The following is a 16,517-nucleotide window of genomic DNA, read 5'->3' as shown; positions in this document are numbered from 1 at the left end:
TTCCGATCCGGGGAGACGCCGAGGAATCGGCGCGGCGGTCAGATTAGCACCGCACATGCGGGGTACGTCCGGGGCGTTTGTCGCACATGCGGAATCCCCGACGACGACGAACCCCCGGCGGTGAACCGTGCGGCATCCGCCCCGGCCCTCCTACGGTGGGGGCATGCCGAGCTCACCGGACGTGCCCGCCGCCGTCATCACCGTCTCCGACCGCTGCCACGCCGGGACCCAGGAGGACCGCTCGGGCCCGCTGGCCCGGGACCTGCTCGCGTCCGAGGGGCTCGTGGCGGGGGACGTCGTCGTCGTGCCCGACGAGGTCGACGCGATCCAGGGCGCGCTGCGCTCGGCGCTCGAGGCCGGCGCCCGGTTCGTGCTCACGACCGGCGGCACGGGGGTCGGTCCGCGGGACGTCACCCCGGAGGCGGTGGCGCCCCTGCTCGCGCTCGACCTGCCGGGCGTCGCCGAGCAGGTCCGCGCGCACGGCCTCGCGGCCACGCCGCACGCCGTCATCTCCCGGGGCGTGGTGGGCCTGACCGACCGGGGCGAGCGGGCCGCGCTGGTCGCCACCGCGCCCGGATCGACCGGCGGCGTGCGGGACACGGTCGCCGTCGTCGCCCCCCTCGTCCGGCACGTCCTCGGGCAGGCGGCCGGCGCCGCGCACTGAGCCCCCGGGCCGGCCACCGAGCTCCCGAGCCGGATCCCGGCCACCGAGCCCCTGCACGGTCGCGTGCCTCCGTGACGCAACGGCAACCAGACGCCGGGGCACGGATCGAGCGGGCGGACGGCCCCCCGCCTACGATCGAAGGCGCACCACCCTGCCGTCGGCGGCCACGAGGCCCGGCGCAGGCCCCCGGCACGAGCAAGGAGCAACGAGCACGCGATGATCTTCAAGGCTGTCGGCGAGGGGCGCCCGTACCCCGACCACGGCCTGGTCACGCCCAAGGAGTGGGCGGTCGTCGCGCCCCGCCAGGTCCGGCTCGACCAGCTGGTGACCACGCGCGCAGAGCTCGACCTGCACTCCCTGCTCTCGTCGGACTCGACGTTCTTCGGCGACCTCTTCGCGCACGTCGTGCGCTGGCAGGGCACGCACTACCTCGAGGACGGGCTGCACCGCGCGCTGCGGGCCGCGCTCCAGCAGCGCACCGTCATCCACGCCAGGGTGCTCGACCTCGACGACCCGACGAACCCCACCGGCACCCACACCGCGATCGATGCGCCGATCCGCCGGTCGAGCCGGTCCCGCGGCACGCGCCCGGACCTCGGGTCGGCCCCTCCCCCTCCGCCGCGCTCCTCCCTCGGACCACCGCCGCCCCCGCCGCCGTCCGCGGCGCAGGAGAGCAGGGTGCGCCGCCAGCCGCTCGCCCACCGGCGGCCGCCTACCGATCGCACGTGACCGCGTCGATTACGGTGGCCCGGTGAACCCGGCCCGCAACAAGCTGACGCCGCACGAGCGCAGGCAACGCGCCATCCGGCAGCGGCAGACGACCGTCATCGGTGGCCTCGTGGCCGTGCTGCTGCTCGTCGCGCTCGTCGCCGCCGCGATCTGGGCGCAGATCCTGCCCAGCCCGTTCGACCGCGAGTTCAGCGCGGACCCCGAGTCCGGCTCCGACGGGACCGGGGCGGCCGACTCCGCCCAGGTGTGCCCGCCGCCTGGCGCGACCCCGCGCCCGCTCGACGAGATCACCGCGAACGTCTTCAACGCGACCGACCGCGGTGGGCTCGCCGGCACCACGGCGCAGCAGCTGACGGCCACGGGGATCGTCGTCAACCAGCAGGGCAACTGGGCGGGCAGCCCGCTGACCGGTGCGGTCCGCATCATCGCCGGCGCGCCGGGCGTGGTCCCCGCCTACTCGGTGGCACGGGTCTTCCCCAGCGCCGAGGTGACGATGGACGACCGGACCGACGAGTCGATCGACATCGTCCTCGGCGAGGCCTACGACGCGATGCTCCCGCCCGAGGAGGTCTCGGCACTCGACCCGTCGCAGCCGCTCGCCGCACCGGAGGGCTGCCAGCCGATCGAGGAGGCCCCCACCGCCGAGGGGTGACCGGCGGCGCCGCCCCGCGGAAGCACCCCGGGGACGGCACCCGCGACCGGACGCGGGCGCCGGTCCCGGCCCGGGACGAACGCCTCAGTCCTCGGCGCCCTCGCGCCCGCGGACCTCGTCCCCGCCGGGCACAGACGCCGGCGAGGCCGCCTCCTGGCCCGTCCCGCGCAGCCACGCGATGAGCCGCATGCCGTGGTAGACGATGAGCGTGGCGAACGAGCCGAGCGCGATGCCCTCGAACGTCATCTCCCCGATCACCAGCGTGAAGTTCGCGATGCCGATGACGAGCGCGACGGCCGCGGTGTTGAGGTTCACGGGGTCGGAGAAGTCCACGCGGTGCTGCACCCAGATGCGGGCGCCGAGCATGCCGATCATCCCGTAGAGCACGGTGGCCGCGCCGCCGAGGACGCCGGCGGGGATCGTCGCGATGAGCTCGCCGAACTTGGGCGACATCGACAGCACGAGGCCGAACAGGCCGGCCACGAGGTAGGCCGCCGTCGAGTACACGCGGGTCGCGGCCATGACGCCGATGTTCTCCGCGTACGTGGTGGTCCCGGACCCGCCGCCGGAGCCGGCGAGGACGGTGGCCAGGCCGTCGGCCATGAGCGCCCGGCCGGTGACCGGGTCGAGGTCCCGTCCGGTCATCGAGGCCACCGACTTCACGTGGCCGACGTTCTCGGCGACCAGGACGAGGACGACGGGCACGAACAGGCCGAGGACGTTGACGTCGAAGCTGGGGGTGGTGAGGTCGGGGAGCCCGATCCACGCCGCGTCGCGCACCGCGTCGAGCTCGACCTCGCCGCGCACGAGCGCCGTGACGTAGCCGACGAGCACGCCCACGAGGATCGACAGCCGCCCAAGCAGGCCCGTGAACAGCACCGTGACGAGCAGGATCGACACGATGGTGACGACGGCGGTGACCGGCGCCAGCTGGACGTTGTCCCACGCCGCCGGGGCCAGGTTGAAGCCGATGAGCGCGACGATCGTGCCGGTGACGACCGGCGGCATGACGAGGTCGATCCACCGCGAGCCGGCCAGGTGGACGAGCAGGCCGACCAGCGCGAGCACCGCGCCGGTGACGAGCACGCCGCCGAGCCCGAGCGCCATCTCCTCCGGCGTCGGGTCCCCGGGGACGGTCTGGACCGCGGTGATCGGGGCGATGAAGGCGAAGCTCGAGCCCAGGTAGCTCGGCAGGCGCCCGCCGGTGATGACGAGGAACAACAGGGTCCCGACGGCGGAGAAGAACAACGTCGTCGCGGGCGGGAACCCCGTGAGCAGCGGGACGAGGAAGGTGGCGCCGAACATGGCCACGACGTGCTGGGCCCCGATGCCGATCGTCGCCGGCCACGAGAGCCGCTCGTCCGGGGCGACGACGTCACCCGCGCCCACGACCCGGCCGTCCCCGTGGACGGTCCAGAGACCCTTGCGACTGCTGCGTTCCGTGCGACCCGACGCCATCCGTGCTCCTTCGACCAGCGGCCCCGGGCGGGACCCGCGCCATGCTACTGGCGCGCCGACGCGCTCCCGTCCGGCGGCGCGGCGCCGCCGGTCGCACGACCGGGGTGATGTGGGATGCTGCCCACGGCCCGGCGCGTCGCCCGGCACCCCGCGCGCCCGGCGGCCGTGGGCTCGAGCACGAACCGCGAGGGACGGAGGAGCGATGAGCGACCAGGGCTGGCAGCTCCCCTCCGGCACCATCGGCCGCTTCGGCGGGACCGGCACCGTCCCCGCCGGCCCGGACGCCGGGCAGACCGGCACCTCCTACGGCGCCGCCCCCGCGCCGGGCGGGCCGGCGACCGCGCCCTACGGCGTCGCCGAGCTGCCCTGGGCCTCGTCGGGCGCCCCCGCCCCCACCGCCCCGGCCGCGGCCGGGCCCCAGCCGTTCCCGGGCACCGAGTTCGTCGACCTCGACGCCACGCTCGGCGGGCCCGGGTACTCCGGCCGGCCGCCCCGCACGGACGGGCTCGCGATCCTCACCCTGATCGTCGGCCTCCTCGGGATCATCCCGTGGGTCGGGCTCGCCGCGATCGCCCTCGGTCACGTCACGCTCTACCGGCTCTCGCACCAGCCGTACACCGGCGGCCGCGGGGTCGCTCTGACGGGCACCGTGCTCGGCTACCTCACCGTCGGCGTCCACGTGCTCATCCAGCTCTTCGTCGAGACGTTGCGCTCATTCTTCTGAGCCCGCGCGCCGCCGCCGGGGCGCCGACCTAGCATCGCGCCCATGAAGCCGTTCCTCCTCCTGGCGACGCGCCCGGAGACAGCCGTCGCCGACGCGGAGTACGAGCAGCTGCTCAGGTACACGGGCCTGGGCCCCGACGAGCTCGTCCGCGTCCGGCTCGAGCAGGGGCCGTTGCCGGACATCGACCTCGGGGACCTGTCGGGCATCGTCGTCGGGGGAAGCCCGTTCACCGGGTCGGTCCCGCAGGAGACGAAGTCGGACACGCAGCTGCGGGTCGAGGCGGAGCTCGCCGAGCTGCTCGACGTGGTGGTCGCCGAGGACTTCCCGTTCCTCGGCGCGTGCTACGGCGTCGGCACGCTCGCGCGCCACCGGGGCGCCGTGGTCGACGGGACGTACGCCGAGCCGATCTCGGCGCCGACGGTCGAGCTGACCGACGCGGGCCTCGACCACGAGCTGTGCGCCGGGATGCCGCGGCGGTTCCAGGCGTTCGTCGGCCACAAGGAGGCCGTCCGCGAGCTCCCCGAGGGGGCCGAGCTCCTCGCGACCTCCGAGCGCTGCCCGGTGCAGATGTTCCGTGTGCGGGACAACCTGTTCGCCACCCAGTTCCACCCCGAGCTCGACGTGCCCGGCATCCTCCAGCGCATCGAGGCCTACCGGATGGCCGGCTACTTCGACCCCACCGACCAGGCCCTGGTCGAGCGTGCGGTGCAGGACGTCGACGTCTCGGCCGCCCACAAGGTGCTGGAGAACTTCACCCGCATCTACGCCCGCCACTGACGCGCGCGAGGGGCGGACGACCCGCAGGTCGCCCGCCCCTCGTTCGTGCGGAACCATCCCCTCACTCGTCAGCCTTGCTGACTCGCGAGCCGGGGATCGTCAGCGGCGGACGCCCAGGGTGTCCGTGCCGTCGCCGTCCCAGTCGCCGACGAAGACCTCGTCGCCGGAACGGCCGTAGTTCTGCTCGATGTCCGCCCAGCCCGACTCCAGGCTGTTGGAGACCAGGAACAGGTTGTCGCGACGCGAGGCGAAGGTGTCCACGCCGTCCCCGTCCCAGTCACCGACGAAGACCTCGTCGTGGTCGCGCCCGTACTCGAGCTCGACGTCCGCCCAACCCGACTCCAGCGAGTTCGAGACGAAGTACCCGTTCCCGCGGCGCACCGCGAAGGTGTCGGTGCCGTCCGCGTCGTAGTCGCCCACGAGCACCTCGTCCGCCGCACGGCCGTAGGTGAGCTCGGTCTCGGCCCAGCCCGACTCGTGGCTGTTGGAGAGGAAGTAGGCGTTCCCGCGGCGCACCGCGAAGGTGTCCACGCCGTCGCCGTCCCAGTCACCCACGAGCACCGTGTCGCCGGCGCGGCCGTAGGTCAGCTCGATCTCCGCATCGCCGCCGAACAGCGAGTTGGTGAGGAAGTAGGCGTTCCCGCGACGCACGGCCAGGGTGTCCTGCCCGTCGCCGTCCCAGTCGCCCGCGAGCACGTCGTCACCGCGACGACCGAAGGAGAACTCGTGCTCGGCCTGGCCGTCCCACCCGTTGTTGAGGTAGAACCCGCGACCCGGGGTCGGGGGCGTCGGCTCACCCGGCTCCTCGGGCTCCTCCGGGTCCTCGAGCAGGTCGGTGACCTGGAAGAACGTGGTGGTGCCGGAGACCTCGCTGCCGACGATGAGCAGCGGCGCCTCGGTGGGCGACTCCTCGGCGGTGACGAACGCGAGCCCCTCGGGGCCGAGGTCGCCGGCCTGCGGGAGCGCGGCCTCCGGGTTCTCCTCGTCCTCCATGGAGATCGAGAAGTCGCGGTTGTTGACGTAGGTGACGAACTCCGAGGCCGCGGGGTCGGTGATGTCGTAGACGGCGATGCCACCCACGCGCTCGAACCCGATGAAGGCGTAGGTGCGGTCGCCGACCTCGCCGAGCACGAGGCCCTCGGGCTCAGGCCCCTTGTCCTCGGAGCGGCCCTCGAGGTTGGACTCGGAGTGGTTGGAGTTGAAGAACTCGGGCGCGGCGGCGTGCGTGATGCGCTCGAAGTCCTCGCCGGAGTCGAAGACGAGCTCGCCGTCGGCGGAGAAGATCGAGAACGAGCGGGAGCCGAACGCGTAGAGCTCCTCGTACTGCCCGGTCTCCTCGTTGAAGCCCTCCTCGATGCTGACGTTGAGGCGGCCGAGCTGGTCGTCGCCGAGCAGGCCCGGGAAGGCGTCCTCGGAGACGGGGCCGAGGCCGTCGTCCTCGAGGTCCTTCACGCGCACGGACTCGACGTACTCGGCGTCGGTGTCCTCGCCCCACTCGCGGGCGTCACCCTCGTTCGCGGTGACGATGTAGTCCTGGTCGCCCACCGTGTACGCGCCGACGGTGTCCGGCATGGGGATGCCGAACAGGTTGTCGAACGTGCGGATGTTGAACGTCGGCGCGTCCTCGGGGTCGCGGTCCGAGGGGTCGATGCCGTGGCCCTCGACCGAGTGGTCGACGAAGCCGAGCGGGAGCAGCGCGGTGAGGGTCGCCGTCGGGATGTCGACGACGGCGATCGCGTTGGCCTCCTGGACGGAGACGTAGGCGGTGGTCCCGGCGGTCGTGACGAACTCGGGCTCGAGGTTCTGCGAGATGCGGCGCTCGGGCTGGTCGTTCGTGTTCGGCACCTGGGGGCCGAAGACGCGCACGCCCTCGGGGAGGGTCTCGGGAGCGTCGTCGTACTGGTGGAACGTGACGGTCTCGACGTCGTCGGCCGTGGCGGCCGAGACCTCGGCGGGGAGCGCGACGACGGAGATCGAGCCCTCCGGGTCGACCGAGAAGTCGTCCGCGGGCTCGCCCTCGTTGGCGACGACCGCGTGGCCGCCGTCCTCGGTGACGGCCACGGAGTCGGGCAGCGGGCCGACCTCGACGGCGCCGAGCGCGGTGGGCTCGCCGCTCACGTCGACGAACATCAGCCAGCCGTTGTCGGTCTTGGTCGGGTTCTCCACGGCGACGACCGCGAGGCCGTCCGCGCGCACGTCGATCGAGTTGGCGATCGCGCCCTCGGGGATCGTGCCCCCGCCGTCGACCGCGACGCCGGCGGCGGCGATCTGGTCCGCCTCGACGGGGTTCGCCGGGTCGGCGCTGTCGATGACCTGGACGACGCCGGCGAGGGCGTTGACGACGAACGTGCGCTGCGTGGCCGGGTGGAACGCGACGATCTCGGAGGCGGCCTCGTCGAACGCGCCGGACTCGAAGGTGCCGAGCGGGTCGAGGGAGACCGACGGGTCGTCGGCGGAGTGGACGATCGGCTCGGGGACGATCGCGGTGCGGCCCGGGACGGAGCCGGGGCCGGCGACGGCGGGTGCCGCGAGCGGGAGGACGAGGGCGGAGCCGAGGATCGCGGCTCCGCACGCGCGGAAGCGCCTGAGGGTCATGGGGGAGTCACCTTCGTCGGTGGGGCGGGAGAATCCTCAACGTACGAGCGGGCGGTGGCCGGACCGTGTCCTCCGGGTGAACATCTCGAGCGGCGGGACGGCGTGGGACAGGAAGCCGTCGGGAACGGGGTCCGCGCCGAGTTTCCGGGCGGGGCCGCGCTCGGCGGGCCCGGGCAGCAGGCGGTGGGCGGCGGGTGCTCACCCGTCGGCACGCCCGTCCGGTTGCGGCGCGGCACCGGGCGCGGAACAGTGGAATGCACGCCCGGCGATCGCCGGGAGGTCGACGACATCAGGAGGTGGCCCGATGGGCCTCGGTGACAAGTTCGACGAGATCAAGGGCGCGGCCAAGGAGAAGCTCGGCGACGCCACGGACGACCGCCGCACGCAGGCGGAGGGCAACATCGAGAAGAACACCGCCAAGGCGAAGCAGGGCGCGGAGAACTTCAAGGAGGGCGTCCAGGACCGCGTCGACGGCGACGACGCCCCGCGCGCCTGATTCTCACGGTCGCGCTCGATCGATCCCCGCGGGTTCCGACAGCTCGAGCGTCGATCCGGGCCCCCGGCCGGTGAGGCCGGGGGCTTCGCGCGTCGGTACCGCGCCACCGACCTCAGATCGTGGCCGGACCACTCACGAGCCGGCCCGTGTCGTCTCGTTCTCGACGTCGGTGTCGAGGGGGTGCGCGAGCTCGTCCGCAGGCATCCGACCGACAACGATCGCGACGACGCCGACGAGGATCGGGAGGACGCCCGCGCCCACGAAGATCCACCGGATCGGAACAACCTCCGCGAGGGGCCCGGCGATCGCGATCGACACCGGCATGAGCGCCACCGAGACGAAGAAGTCGAGGCTCGCGACGCGACCGATCATGTCGGGCGGCACGCGTCGCTGGAGCAGCGTGCCCCAGACGACGAGACCGGCGGCCGTGAGGAACCCGACGACGAACAGCGCACCGAGCATCACCCAGAACGAGTCCGTCCAGCCCATCACAGCCAGCGGGACCGAGCCGCCGCCCCAGGCGAGCACCATGACGGTGAGGTATCGGCGCGGAAGACGCCACGACGACAGGACGAGCGAACCGACGGCCCCGCCGGCACCCCATCCGGCGAGCAGCAGACCGAACGTCTCCTCGCCGTTGGCGAAGCTCTCCCGCGTGAGAAAGGGCAGCAGCACCTCGATCGGCCCCATGATGAGCAGCGAGCTCATGAAGGCGAAGACGAGGGTCCACAACAGCCAGCGGGTGCCGACGACGTAGCGGACCCCGGCCGCGAGGTCCGACACCAGGGACGCCCACGCGCCGCGCGACTCCGAGCCGGGCGCCGCGGCGTCGGTCGGTTCGGCTCCCTCGGGGGCGACGGCGCCGGAGGGCACCTCGGCGCCCTCCGGCGTCGCGGCGTCCGCAGCGTCGGGCTGCGGCCGGAGCGCCAGGGTGAGCAGCAGGGCACCGGCGTACAGGGCGGCGACGACGGCGGCGCCGATGCCCGGGTAGAAGGCGCCGACGACCGCACCGCCGAGAGCCGGACCGAGCGCCTGCTGCATCGTCGGGCGCAGGGCCCCCTCGAGCCCGTTGGCGGCGAGGAGCTCGTCGGCCGGGAGGACCCGCGGGAGGTATGCGGTGTAGGCCGGGTAGAAGAACGCGCTGACCGCGCCCACGGTGCCCGAGGCGATCATCAGGTGCCACAGCTCGACGAGGTCGGTGACCGCCAGTACCGCGACCGCGGCCATGACAGCCGTGACGACGAGCTGCGCCACCTGCAGCACCCGGCGGTGGGGGAACCGGTCGGCAGCGATCCCTCCGACGAGCGAGAACGCGAGCAGGCCGACACTCAGGCACGCCGCCACGAGGGACAGCGACGACGGCGAGTCGTCGATGGCGAAGACCTGGAAGACCATGACGATCGTCCACATCCCCGTGCCGAACAGCTGAAGACCGAGGGCACCGACGAGGAGGCGGTACTCCCGGTGGCGCAGCGGACGGACGGCGCGCAGGCGCGAGGTGGTGGGTGCCGTCGGAGACTCGTGGCTCGTCATGCGTGGATTCCTTCCCGGGAGCCTGCCGGCTCGTCGTCGATGTCGGGGACCGCGGCGACGAGGCGGCGCGTCCATGGGTCCTGCGGCTGGGCCAGCACCTCGGCCGTCGGACCGTGCTCGCGCACGACCCCGTCCCCCAGGACGACGATGTCGTGGCACAGCGCGCGCACGACGGCGAGGTCGTGGGAGACGAACAGGAGCGCCGTCCCGCGCTCGGTGGTCGCGTCGTGCAGGAGGTTGACGAGCGCAGCCTGGATCGAGACGTCGACGCCGGAGACCGGCTCGTCGGCGACCAGCAAGTCGGGCTCGGCGAGCAGGGCGCGGCCGATCGCGGCGCGCTGGGCCTGGCCGCCGCTCAGCTGACCGGGCCGGCGCTCGGCGAAGATCTCGGGGGCGAGGCCGACCTCGGCGAGCATCGCCCTCGCACGCGCGCGGCGTTCTCCCCGGTCGACGCCGGCGATCGTCAGCGGTTCCGAGACGACGTCGACAACCTTGCGGGCCGGGTTGAGGGAGGCGATCGGGTCCTGGAAGACCATCTGCACGCCGCCGGGTCCGCGGCGGCGCACGACCGGGCGCCCGTCGAGCCGCACCGTGCCCGAGGCGGCCGGCGTGAGGCCGACGATCGCGCGGGCGATCGAGCTCTTGCCCGAGCCGGACTCACCGACGAGGCCGAGAGTCCCGCCGGACGGGACGTCGAAGGAGACGCCGCGCACGGCGTCGAGGGTCCCTCCGGGGACGGCGTAGCGCACGTTAAGGTCGCGGACCTCGAGGCCGGTCACAGGGCGCTCCCTGCGCTCGCCCGCACCGCGGGCGCGGCCTGGTCGTCGGCGGTGCGCCAGCAGGCGGAGACGTGCCGCCCACGGGGCCCCGGGACGGGTACCGCGGGTGGCCGGTCGGTGAAGCAGCGGTCGTCGGCGAGCGTGCAGCGCGGGGCGAAGGGGCAGCCGACCCTGGGCAGGTCGAGACGCGGCATCGCCCCACGGATGGCCGGTAGCGGCAGCGGGTGCGGGCGTCGTAGGCGCGGACGGACCTCGAGCAGCGCACGCGTGTAGGGGTGCGCCGGCCTCGCCAGGACCTCCGACGTCGGGCCGTCCTCCATCACGCGGCCCGCGTAGAGCACGACGACCCGGTCCGTGCGGCCGTGCAGGAGCGCGAGGTCGTGCGTGATGTGAACGAGTGCGAGCCCTCGTTCGCGGCGCAGGTCCTCGAGGAGGTCGAGGACCACGGCCTGCACGGAGACGTCGAGCGCGGTGGTCGGCTCGTCGGCGAGCAGGAGGCGCGGTCCGCCGGCGATCGCGGCCGCGATGCCGACGCGCTGGCGCTGTCCACCCGACAGCTCGCCCGGGTGGGCGCGGGCGATCCGGGTTTCGTCGTCGAGGCCCACTGCGCGCAGCAGCCCGGCGACCCGGTCACGCCGCGCGGACCTCGATCCGCGCTCGCTCCGATCGACAGCCTCGAGCACCTGGGGCCCGACCCGGACGACCGGGTTGAGGGACGAGGAGGGGTCCTGGAAGATCATCGAGACGTCGGTGCCGAGTGCCCGCCGGCGTTCCTTCGGGCGCAGGCCGACGAGCTCGGTGGACCCGAACTGCACGGAGCCGGTGACGTCGGTGCGCACGCCGGGCGGCTGGAGGCCGAGGACCGTGCGGGCGAGGACCGACTTGCCCGATCCGGACTCGCCGACGAGGCCGACGCTCTCGCCGGCCCCGACGCCGAGGGAGACCGACTCGAGGACGTGGGTGGTGCGACCGGCGGCGTCGGCGAGCGAGACGGAGACGTCGTCGAGGCACAGCAGGGGATGGGCGGGGGTCATGCGGTCCTCGAATCGGTGGTCGTTCGTTGGCCGAGGAGGTTGACGGCCAGAATGGTGGCGCACAGGACGAGCGACGGCGCCAGGGTGATCCAGGGAGCCGCGCCGATGTGGGTCCGGCCCTCGGAGATGAGCCCGCCCCAGGACGGCGCGGGCGGCTGCAGGCCGAAGCCGAGGAAGCTGAGCGATCCCTCGGCGACGACGGCCCCGGTGACCGCGGTGAACGCGTAGGCCCCGACGGCGGGCATGACGTTGGGGACGACCTCGGTGAGCATCGTCCGCGCCCGGCCGGCGCCGAGGAGGCGCGCGGACTGGACGAAGGGCCGGTCCCGCACGGCGAGCGTCGCCGACCTGGCGATCCGGGCGAAGGGAGCGATCATGAACACGCCGATGAGCGAACCGATCGTCCAGTAGCCGGGACCGAGCAGGGTGATGACGACCATGACGAGGATGAGTCCAGGCAGGGAGAGCAACAGTTCGAGCAGCATGCCGACGATCGCGTCGAGGACCCCGCCGAGATAGCCGCCGGCGATGCCGAGCCCACCACCGACGACGACGCCGATCGCCACGGTCAGTGCGGCGACGACGATCGAGGACAGGGCGCCGGTGAGGGTGCGGTCGAAGACGTCGCGGCCGTTGGAGTCGGTGCCGAACCAGTGCTCGGGCCCCGGCGGGGCGAGGACGGCACTGAAGTCCTGGTGGTAGGGGTCGATCTGGTCCAGCGTGAGCGAGAGCAGGGCGCCGACCACGAGAGCGACGAGGTAGAGCACGCAGAGGATGTCGACGATCCCGAACCGGCGGCGGGCACGACCGGTCGCTGCGGTGTCCGGTGGAGTGGCGATGCCTGGCGGAACGGCGATGCCCGACCCCGTGGCGGCGGGCGGCATCGCCCCGGCACGGGCGGTGGTCTCAGGTGCGGGCACGGCGGGTCCTCGGGTCGATGCGGGTGTAGAGGAGGTCGACGACGGCCATGGCCACGATGACGGCGACGGCGGAGAAGATGATGACCGCCTCGATGACGGGGAAGTCACGCGCGCCGATGGCGGAGACCGCGAGCCGGCCCATGCCGGGGATCGCGAACACGGACTCGATGAGGGCGGAGCCGCCGAAGACGGCGCCGAACCCCAGGCCGACGAGCGTGACGGTCGACAGGCTGGACGGACGCAGGACCCGCGTGAGCATGAGTCGGGGCAGGCTCATGCCGCGCGACCGGGCCGCCAGCACGTAGGGCTGCCCCAGCGTGCCGATGAGATCGGCGCGCAGCACCCGGACGAGGACGGCGGCCTCCGAGAGACCGATCGTCAGCACGGGCAGGACGAGGTGGCGGGCGTGTCCCGCCAGGTCGTCGAGCGGGTGCACCCAGCCGGTCGCGGGCAGCACGCCGAGCACGACGGCGAACACGACGATCGCGAACAGCCCGAGCACGAACGTCGGGATCGAGATGAGCACGAACGAGAACGTCGTCGCGACCCGGTCGAGGAGACTGCCCGGCCGCCAGGCCGAGGCCATCGCGACCGGGAGCGTCACGAGCAGCGCGACGACCTGCCCGAGAACGAGCAGCTCGATCGTCACGGGAAGGCGGGTGGCGATCTCGTCGGTCAGCTCGCGGTCCGTCACGAGCGAGGTGCCGAGGTCGCCCTGGAGGGCGTTGCCGAGCCAGTCGACGAGGCGCGCCGGGGCGGGGTCGTCGAGACGGAGGTCGGCGAGGAACGCAGCGATCTGCTCGCGCGAGGCCTCCGGGCCGAGCACCGCGATCGCGGGGTTCCCGGTGGTCAGGCTCGGCAGCGCCATCGTCAGCAGGCCGACGAGGACGAGGACGAGGGCGGTCCGGAGGCCGCGCGCGAGCGTGCTCACGACTCGTCGATCCACAGCTCCCCGGGGAGCACGGAGATGACGTTGCGCACCGAGAGGTCGGGAAGGCCGCCGACGTCCGGCGAGGCGAGGAAGCCCGCCGGCGACTCCGTGAAGAACAGGGTCGGGACCTCCTCGACGATCGTGCGGGCGGCGTCGCCGTAGATCTCGGCGCGCTCCTCGTCGTCGGGCGTGGCGCGTGCCTCGGCGACGGCCGCGTCGACCTCCTCGCTGGAGTAGCCGCCGAAGTCGCTGCCGGACCCGGTCTGGAACACGGACCACACCGTGTCGGAGTCGCCGTAGCCGCTCGTGACGAACTCGATGAGGTCGAAGTCGCGCTCGAAGAGCCGGCTGCCCCACGTCGCGGCGTCGGCGGCGTCGATCTCCATCTCGACCCCGACGTCGGACATCATCTGCTGAATGGCCGTGGCACGCTGCATCGACTGCGGGCTCGAGTCGGTCGAGTAGGAGAACGAGACGGGCTCGCCGTACTCGGCGAGCAGCTCGCGTGCGCGCTCCGGATCGTGCTCGGGGTACTCGACGTCCTGTGCATATCGTGAACGGGAGCCGAGCGGGCCCGACGACAGCCCACCCATCCCCTGGTCGACCACCTCGGCAAGTACCTCGCGGTCGATCGCGGCCTGAAGCGCCTGCCTTACGCGGACGTCGTCGAAGGGCGCCTCGGTGACGTCGAAGATCGCGGTGGCCGTCGTCGCGTTCGCGATCTCGACGGTGTACCCGTTGTCCGCAGCCTCGCTCATGTGGTTGGGGGTCTGCGTCCAGGTCATGTCCATCGTGCCGGCGAGCAGGCTCTGGTGCCGCGAGTCCGCGTCGGGCAGGAAGTGGAAGGTGATCTCGTCCGCGTGGGCGGGCTCGCCGGCGTAGGCGTCGTTGCGGGCGACCGTGACCGACACGCCCGGCGCCTGGTCGGTGATGACGAACGGGCCGGCGCCGAGCGGGTTGCCGAGCTCGTCGGTCGCGGTCGTCGAGGCGATCATGCCGAGGTTGCGGGAGAAGTAGCGGTCGAAGGCGGCATTCGGGGAGACGAGGGTGAACCGGACGGTCGTGTCGTCCACCGCCTCCATCGACTCGATCTCGGCGGCGGCCACTGCCACCGCCGACTCCATCCCGCGCGCACGCTCGATGTGGTCGATGACAGCCTGCGCGCCGAGCGGGCTGCCGTCGGAGAACGTGAGGCCGCTCTGGAGCGTGAGCGTCCACTCGACGGTGTCCTCGGTGGTGAGGGACTCGGCCAGGCGCGGCTCCATCGAGCCCTCGGAGCCGTCGACGAACAGCGGCTCGTAGACCGCGTTGGCGACGACGAGGCTCGACTGCTGGCCGAGGCTGTTGCCGAGCGGATCCATGTCGGTGACCTCGAGGTCGATGCCGATGTCGATCGAGCCGCCGGAGACCGGCGAGTCGATGGAGCCGCCGTCGGTGGCACTCCCCTCGTCGTCGCCCGAGGCGCCGGAACAGGCGGCGAGGACGAGGACGAGGACGGCGGAAGTTGCGACGGCAGTTGCCGTGCCAGCGGTGCGGGTGGGTCGGAGACGGGTCCTGCGGGACATGCTGTGCCTCTTCTCGTGGGGGTGGCGGCGGGGAACGAGCGTCAGGGAGGGAGCGGTCAGGCGAGACGGGCGTGGGCGCTGGACTCGAGCGCGTCGAGCTCGGCCGCGGGCAGGGCGCGGCCGAGAAGGCCCCGGACCCCGCCGACGGAGTCGAGGTGGTCGAGCACCATCTCGATGTCCGACTCGCGGCACCTGAGGTCGATGCGCTGCATGAGCCCGTCGGTCGGTCCGCTCGGTTGGCGGGCGAGGTTGTCGACGAGGTCCTCGTTGGTCGCGACGTAGTCGGCCACGACAACCTCGCGCGGGGCGCCGGCGAGGCCGAGGAGGAGCGCCGTCGTCATGCCCGTGCGGTCCCGACCGCCGGCGCAGGCGATGACGACCGGGCCGTCGATCGCGAGGAGCCGTGTGAGGGCCGAGGCGAACCGGTCGGCGGCATCTTCGAGCAGCTCGATGTACTGCGCGGCCCACCGCACGGTCCCTGCCTCCAGGTCGCGGAGGAGGAGGGCCGTGCTCGACTCGATCTCGGCGAGGTCAGGGTCGGCGAGCGGGTGATGCACGTGTGTCCATGCCGGCGGAAGCGTGATCCTCGGGTCGTTGTCGAGCTCCACGGTGGTCCGCAGGTCGAACCACGTGAGGTCCGGAGGGCAGGCGGCGCGTTCCTCGTCCGTCGCGAGCGTCAGGGCGGCCGAGCGGAAGACCGTCGGCGGATCCGTGCGACCGGGCGCCGTCGGCACCGGACGCCAGTTGAGGGGGCGAAGGACGGTTTCTGACATGACTGCCACTTTAGGAAAGTGGCATAACTGCCAGGTTGACGCTCGGTGAACACTTCACGCCGACTCGCGCAACGGCCGGTACCGGTGCGCACGCCGTGCTCGCCGTTCGGACGTGCTTGGATGAACGCCACGATCGAACGGAGGCGCATGCCAGCGGAAGAAGGCCGACGGGCACGGCACAAGAGCCGGACGCGCCAGGCGATCCAGACGGCTGCCGTGGAGCTCTATGAGGAGCGCGGGTACGACGGGACGACCGTCGACGACATCGTGGCGCGTGCCGGCGTCTCACCGCGCACGTTCTTCCGCTACTTCCCGCGCAAGGAGCTCACGCTCTTCAGCGAGGACGCGTCCCCCTTCGTCGTCTCGATCATCATCTCCGCCCCGGCCGACCTCTCCCCGGTCGGCGTGCTGCGCTGGAGCATGCACCAGGTGCTTCGGGCCGAGGCCTCGGACCTCGACCGGCGCCGGCAGCGGATCCGCAGCGAGATGCGCACCCGGCCCGACGTCTCGCTCGAGATGAGCTATCTCGAGGAACACATGCGCACGCGGCTGCACGACGCGTTCACGGAGCTCCTGCGCGCCTCCGACGCCGCGGACCCGCCGCCCCACGACGGCCCGAGCGTCGACATGCGCGCCCGCGTGCTCCTGTCGCTCTATACCGGGGTCGGCCGCGCGATCCTCGAGCTCGACCGCCCGGACACCGATGTGGTCGACGAGTTCTTCGAGGCGGTCGACGGACTCGGTCTTGGCTCGACACCCCCGCCGCGCAGGCGATCGGCGTCATAGGCGTCACAACGACCGACCCATGGCCGGCGAATCCTCTCGACCTGCCCCCGACCGGCTGGAAGGCTGTCGCCCGTCCCGCCGCTCGAGATTCCGTCACGGCC

15 protein-coding genes and 1 pseudogene are annotated in these 16,517 nt (G+C 72.8%); 7 read left to right on the top strand and 9 right to left on the bottom strand.

What is annotated here, in order from left to right:
• The first annotated feature begins 163 nt into the window (after window positions 1-163).
• From ACZLMO_RS00460 to ACZLMO_RS00450, 3 genes and pseudogenes are all read left to right on the top strand, one after another.
• Window positions 164-664 carry a MogA/MoaB family molybdenum cofactor biosynthesis protein gene (locus tag ACZLMO_RS00460; protein WP_425714312.1) on the top strand — a complete coding sequence of 167 codons (501 nt, stop codon included), beginning with the start codon at window positions 164-166 and terminating at the stop codon, window positions 662-664.
• 216 nt (window positions 665-880) lie between these two features.
• Window positions 881-1,174 (top strand): annotated as a pseudogene (locus tag ACZLMO_RS00455) (type II toxin-antitoxin system VapB family antitoxin); the annotation flags it as partial.
• A 241-nt stretch (window positions 1,175-1,415) separates the two neighbouring features.
• The gene (locus tag ACZLMO_RS00450) at window positions 1,416-2,045 is read left to right on the top strand and encodes a LytR C-terminal domain-containing protein (RefSeq protein WP_463652567.1); all 630 of its coding nucleotides are present in this window, start codon (window positions 1,416-1,418) and stop codon (window positions 2,043-2,045) included.
• An 84-nt stretch (window positions 2,046-2,129) separates the two neighbouring features.
• Here the strand turns inward: ACZLMO_RS00450 and ACZLMO_RS00445 are convergent, their stop codons facing one another.
• Window positions 2,130-3,503 (bottom strand): uracil-xanthine permease family protein, encoded by a 1,374-nt coding sequence (locus ACZLMO_RS00445; RefSeq protein WP_463652566.1) that lies wholly within the window; start codon window positions 3,501-3,503, stop codon window positions 2,130-2,132.
• Between the two features lie 202 nt (window positions 3,504-3,705).
• Between ACZLMO_RS00445 and ACZLMO_RS00440 the strand changes: the two genes are divergently transcribed.
• Window positions 3,706-4,227 carry a DUF4190 domain-containing protein gene (locus ACZLMO_RS00440; RefSeq protein WP_463652565.1) on the top strand — a complete coding sequence of 174 codons (522 nt, stop codon included), beginning with the start codon at window positions 3,706-3,708 and terminating at the stop codon, window positions 4,225-4,227.
• Window positions 4,228-4,269: 42 nt separating this feature from the next.
• Window positions 4,270-5,004, top strand: coding sequence for a glutamine amidotransferase (locus tag ACZLMO_RS00435; protein ID WP_463652564.1), 735 nt, complete (start codon window positions 4,270-4,272; stop codon window positions 5,002-5,004).
• A gap of 99 nt (window positions 5,005-5,103) precedes the next feature.
• On the opposite strand, the gene ACZLMO_RS00430 is transcribed toward ACZLMO_RS00435, so the two are convergent.
• Window positions 5,104-7,599, bottom strand: a complete 2,496-nt coding sequence (locus ACZLMO_RS00430) for a choice-of-anchor I family protein (RefSeq protein WP_463652563.1) — start codon at window positions 7,597-7,599, stop codon at window positions 5,104-5,106.
• A gap of 304 nt (window positions 7,600-7,903) precedes the next feature.
• On the opposite strand from ACZLMO_RS00430, the gene ACZLMO_RS00425 reads away from it, so the two are divergent.
• Window positions 7,904-8,095, top strand: coding sequence for a CsbD family protein (locus ACZLMO_RS00425; protein WP_463652562.1), 192 nt, complete (start codon window positions 7,904-7,906; stop codon window positions 8,093-8,095).
• Window positions 8,096-8,227: 132 nt separating this feature from the next.
• Here the strand turns inward: ACZLMO_RS00425 and ACZLMO_RS00420 are convergent, their stop codons facing one another.
• The 7 genes from ACZLMO_RS00420 to ACZLMO_RS00390 are packed head-to-tail and all read right to left on the bottom strand — an operon-like array spanning window position 8,228 to window position 15,630.
• Window positions 8,228-9,628 carry an MFS transporter gene (locus ACZLMO_RS00420; RefSeq protein ID WP_463652561.1) on the bottom strand — a complete coding sequence of 467 codons (1,401 nt, stop codon included), beginning with the start codon at window positions 9,626-9,628 and terminating at the stop codon, window positions 8,228-8,230.
• A complete protein-coding gene (locus ACZLMO_RS00415) occupies window positions 9,625-10,407 on the bottom strand; it encodes an ABC transporter ATP-binding protein (RefSeq protein ID WP_463652560.1) in 783 nt (260 codons plus the stop codon). The genes ACZLMO_RS00420 and ACZLMO_RS00415 overlap by 4 nt, the downstream gene beginning before the upstream one ends.
• Window positions 10,404-11,441, bottom strand: coding sequence for an ABC transporter ATP-binding protein (locus ACZLMO_RS00410; RefSeq protein ID WP_463652559.1), 1,038 nt, complete (start codon window positions 11,439-11,441; stop codon window positions 10,404-10,406). Before ACZLMO_RS00410 ends, ACZLMO_RS00415 begins: the two co-directional genes overlap by 4 nt.
• Window positions 11,438-12,361 (bottom strand): ABC transporter permease, encoded by a 924-nt coding sequence (locus ACZLMO_RS00405; RefSeq protein WP_463652558.1) that lies wholly within the window; start codon window positions 12,359-12,361, stop codon window positions 11,438-11,440. The genes ACZLMO_RS00410 and ACZLMO_RS00405 overlap by 4 nt, the downstream gene beginning before the upstream one ends.
• Window positions 12,348-13,292, bottom strand: coding sequence for an ABC transporter permease (locus ACZLMO_RS00400; protein WP_463652557.1), 945 nt, complete (start codon window positions 13,290-13,292; stop codon window positions 12,348-12,350). The genes ACZLMO_RS00405 and ACZLMO_RS00400 overlap by 14 nt, the downstream gene beginning before the upstream one ends.
• Complete coding sequence (locus ACZLMO_RS00395; protein ID WP_463652556.1) at window positions 13,289-14,857, bottom strand: ABC transporter substrate-binding protein; 1,569 nt, start codon at window positions 14,855-14,857, stop codon at window positions 13,289-13,291. Before ACZLMO_RS00395 ends, ACZLMO_RS00400 begins: the two co-directional genes overlap by 4 nt.
• Before the next feature lie 56 nt (window positions 14,858-14,913).
• Entirely contained in the window at window positions 14,914-15,630 is a 717-nt protein-coding gene (locus tag ACZLMO_RS00390) for a tyrosine-protein phosphatase (RefSeq protein WP_463652555.1), read from the bottom strand.
• 147 nt (window positions 15,631-15,777) lie between these two features.
• Here ACZLMO_RS00390 and ACZLMO_RS00385 point away from each other — a divergent pair, with 147 nt between their 5' ends.
• Window positions 15,778-16,416 carry a TetR/AcrR family transcriptional regulator gene (locus ACZLMO_RS00385; protein ID WP_463652554.1) on the top strand — a complete coding sequence of 213 codons (639 nt, stop codon included), beginning with the start codon at window positions 15,778-15,780 and terminating at the stop codon, window positions 16,414-16,416.
• Window positions 16,417-16,517: the final 101 nt, after the last annotated feature.

The sequence above is a fragment of the Georgenia sp. G2120 genome (assembly GCF_055326485.1).
The sequence above is the reverse complement of the archived record's forward strand: the minus strand, read 5'-3'. Positions and strand labels throughout refer to the sequence as shown.

Excerpts from the sequence above, each read along its gene's own strand:
- ACZLMO_RS00385 (WP_463652554.1), top strand. The coding sequence starts at position 15,778 with ATGCCAGCGGAAGAAGGCCGACGGGCACGGCACAAGAGCCGGACGCGC.
- ACZLMO_RS00410 (WP_463652559.1), bottom strand. The coding sequence starts at position 11,441 with ATGACCCCCGCCCATCCCCTGCTGTGCCTCGACGACGTCTCCGTCTCG.
- ACZLMO_RS00395 (WP_463652556.1), bottom strand. The coding sequence starts at position 14,857 with ATGTCCCGCAGGACCCGTCTCCGACCCACCCGCACCGCTGGCACGGCA.
- ACZLMO_RS00390 (WP_463652555.1), bottom strand. The coding sequence starts at position 15,630 with ATGTCAGAAACCGTCCTTCGCCCCCTCAACTGGCGTCCGGTGCCGACG.
- ACZLMO_RS00425 (WP_463652562.1), top strand. The coding sequence starts at position 7,904 with ATGGGCCTCGGTGACAAGTTCGACGAGATCAAGGGCGCGGCCAAGGAG.
- ACZLMO_RS00460 (WP_425714312.1), top strand. The coding sequence starts at position 164 with ATGCCGAGCTCACCGGACGTGCCCGCCGCCGTCATCACCGTCTCCGAC.
- ACZLMO_RS00440 (WP_463652565.1), top strand. The coding sequence starts at position 3,706 with ATGAGCGACCAGGGCTGGCAGCTCCCCTCCGGCACCATCGGCCGCTTC.
- ACZLMO_RS00430 (WP_463652563.1), bottom strand. The coding sequence starts at position 7,599 with ATGACCCTCAGGCGCTTCCGCGCGTGCGGAGCCGCGATCCTCGGCTCC.
- ACZLMO_RS00435 (WP_463652564.1), top strand. The coding sequence starts at position 4,270 with ATGAAGCCGTTCCTCCTCCTGGCGACGCGCCCGGAGACAGCCGTCGCC.
- ACZLMO_RS00445 (WP_463652566.1), bottom strand. The coding sequence starts at position 3,503 with ATGGCGTCGGGTCGCACGGAACGCAGCAGTCGCAAGGGTCTCTGGACC.
- ACZLMO_RS00420 (WP_463652561.1), bottom strand. The coding sequence starts at position 9,628 with ATGACGAGCCACGAGTCTCCGACGGCACCCACCACCTCGCGCCTGCGC.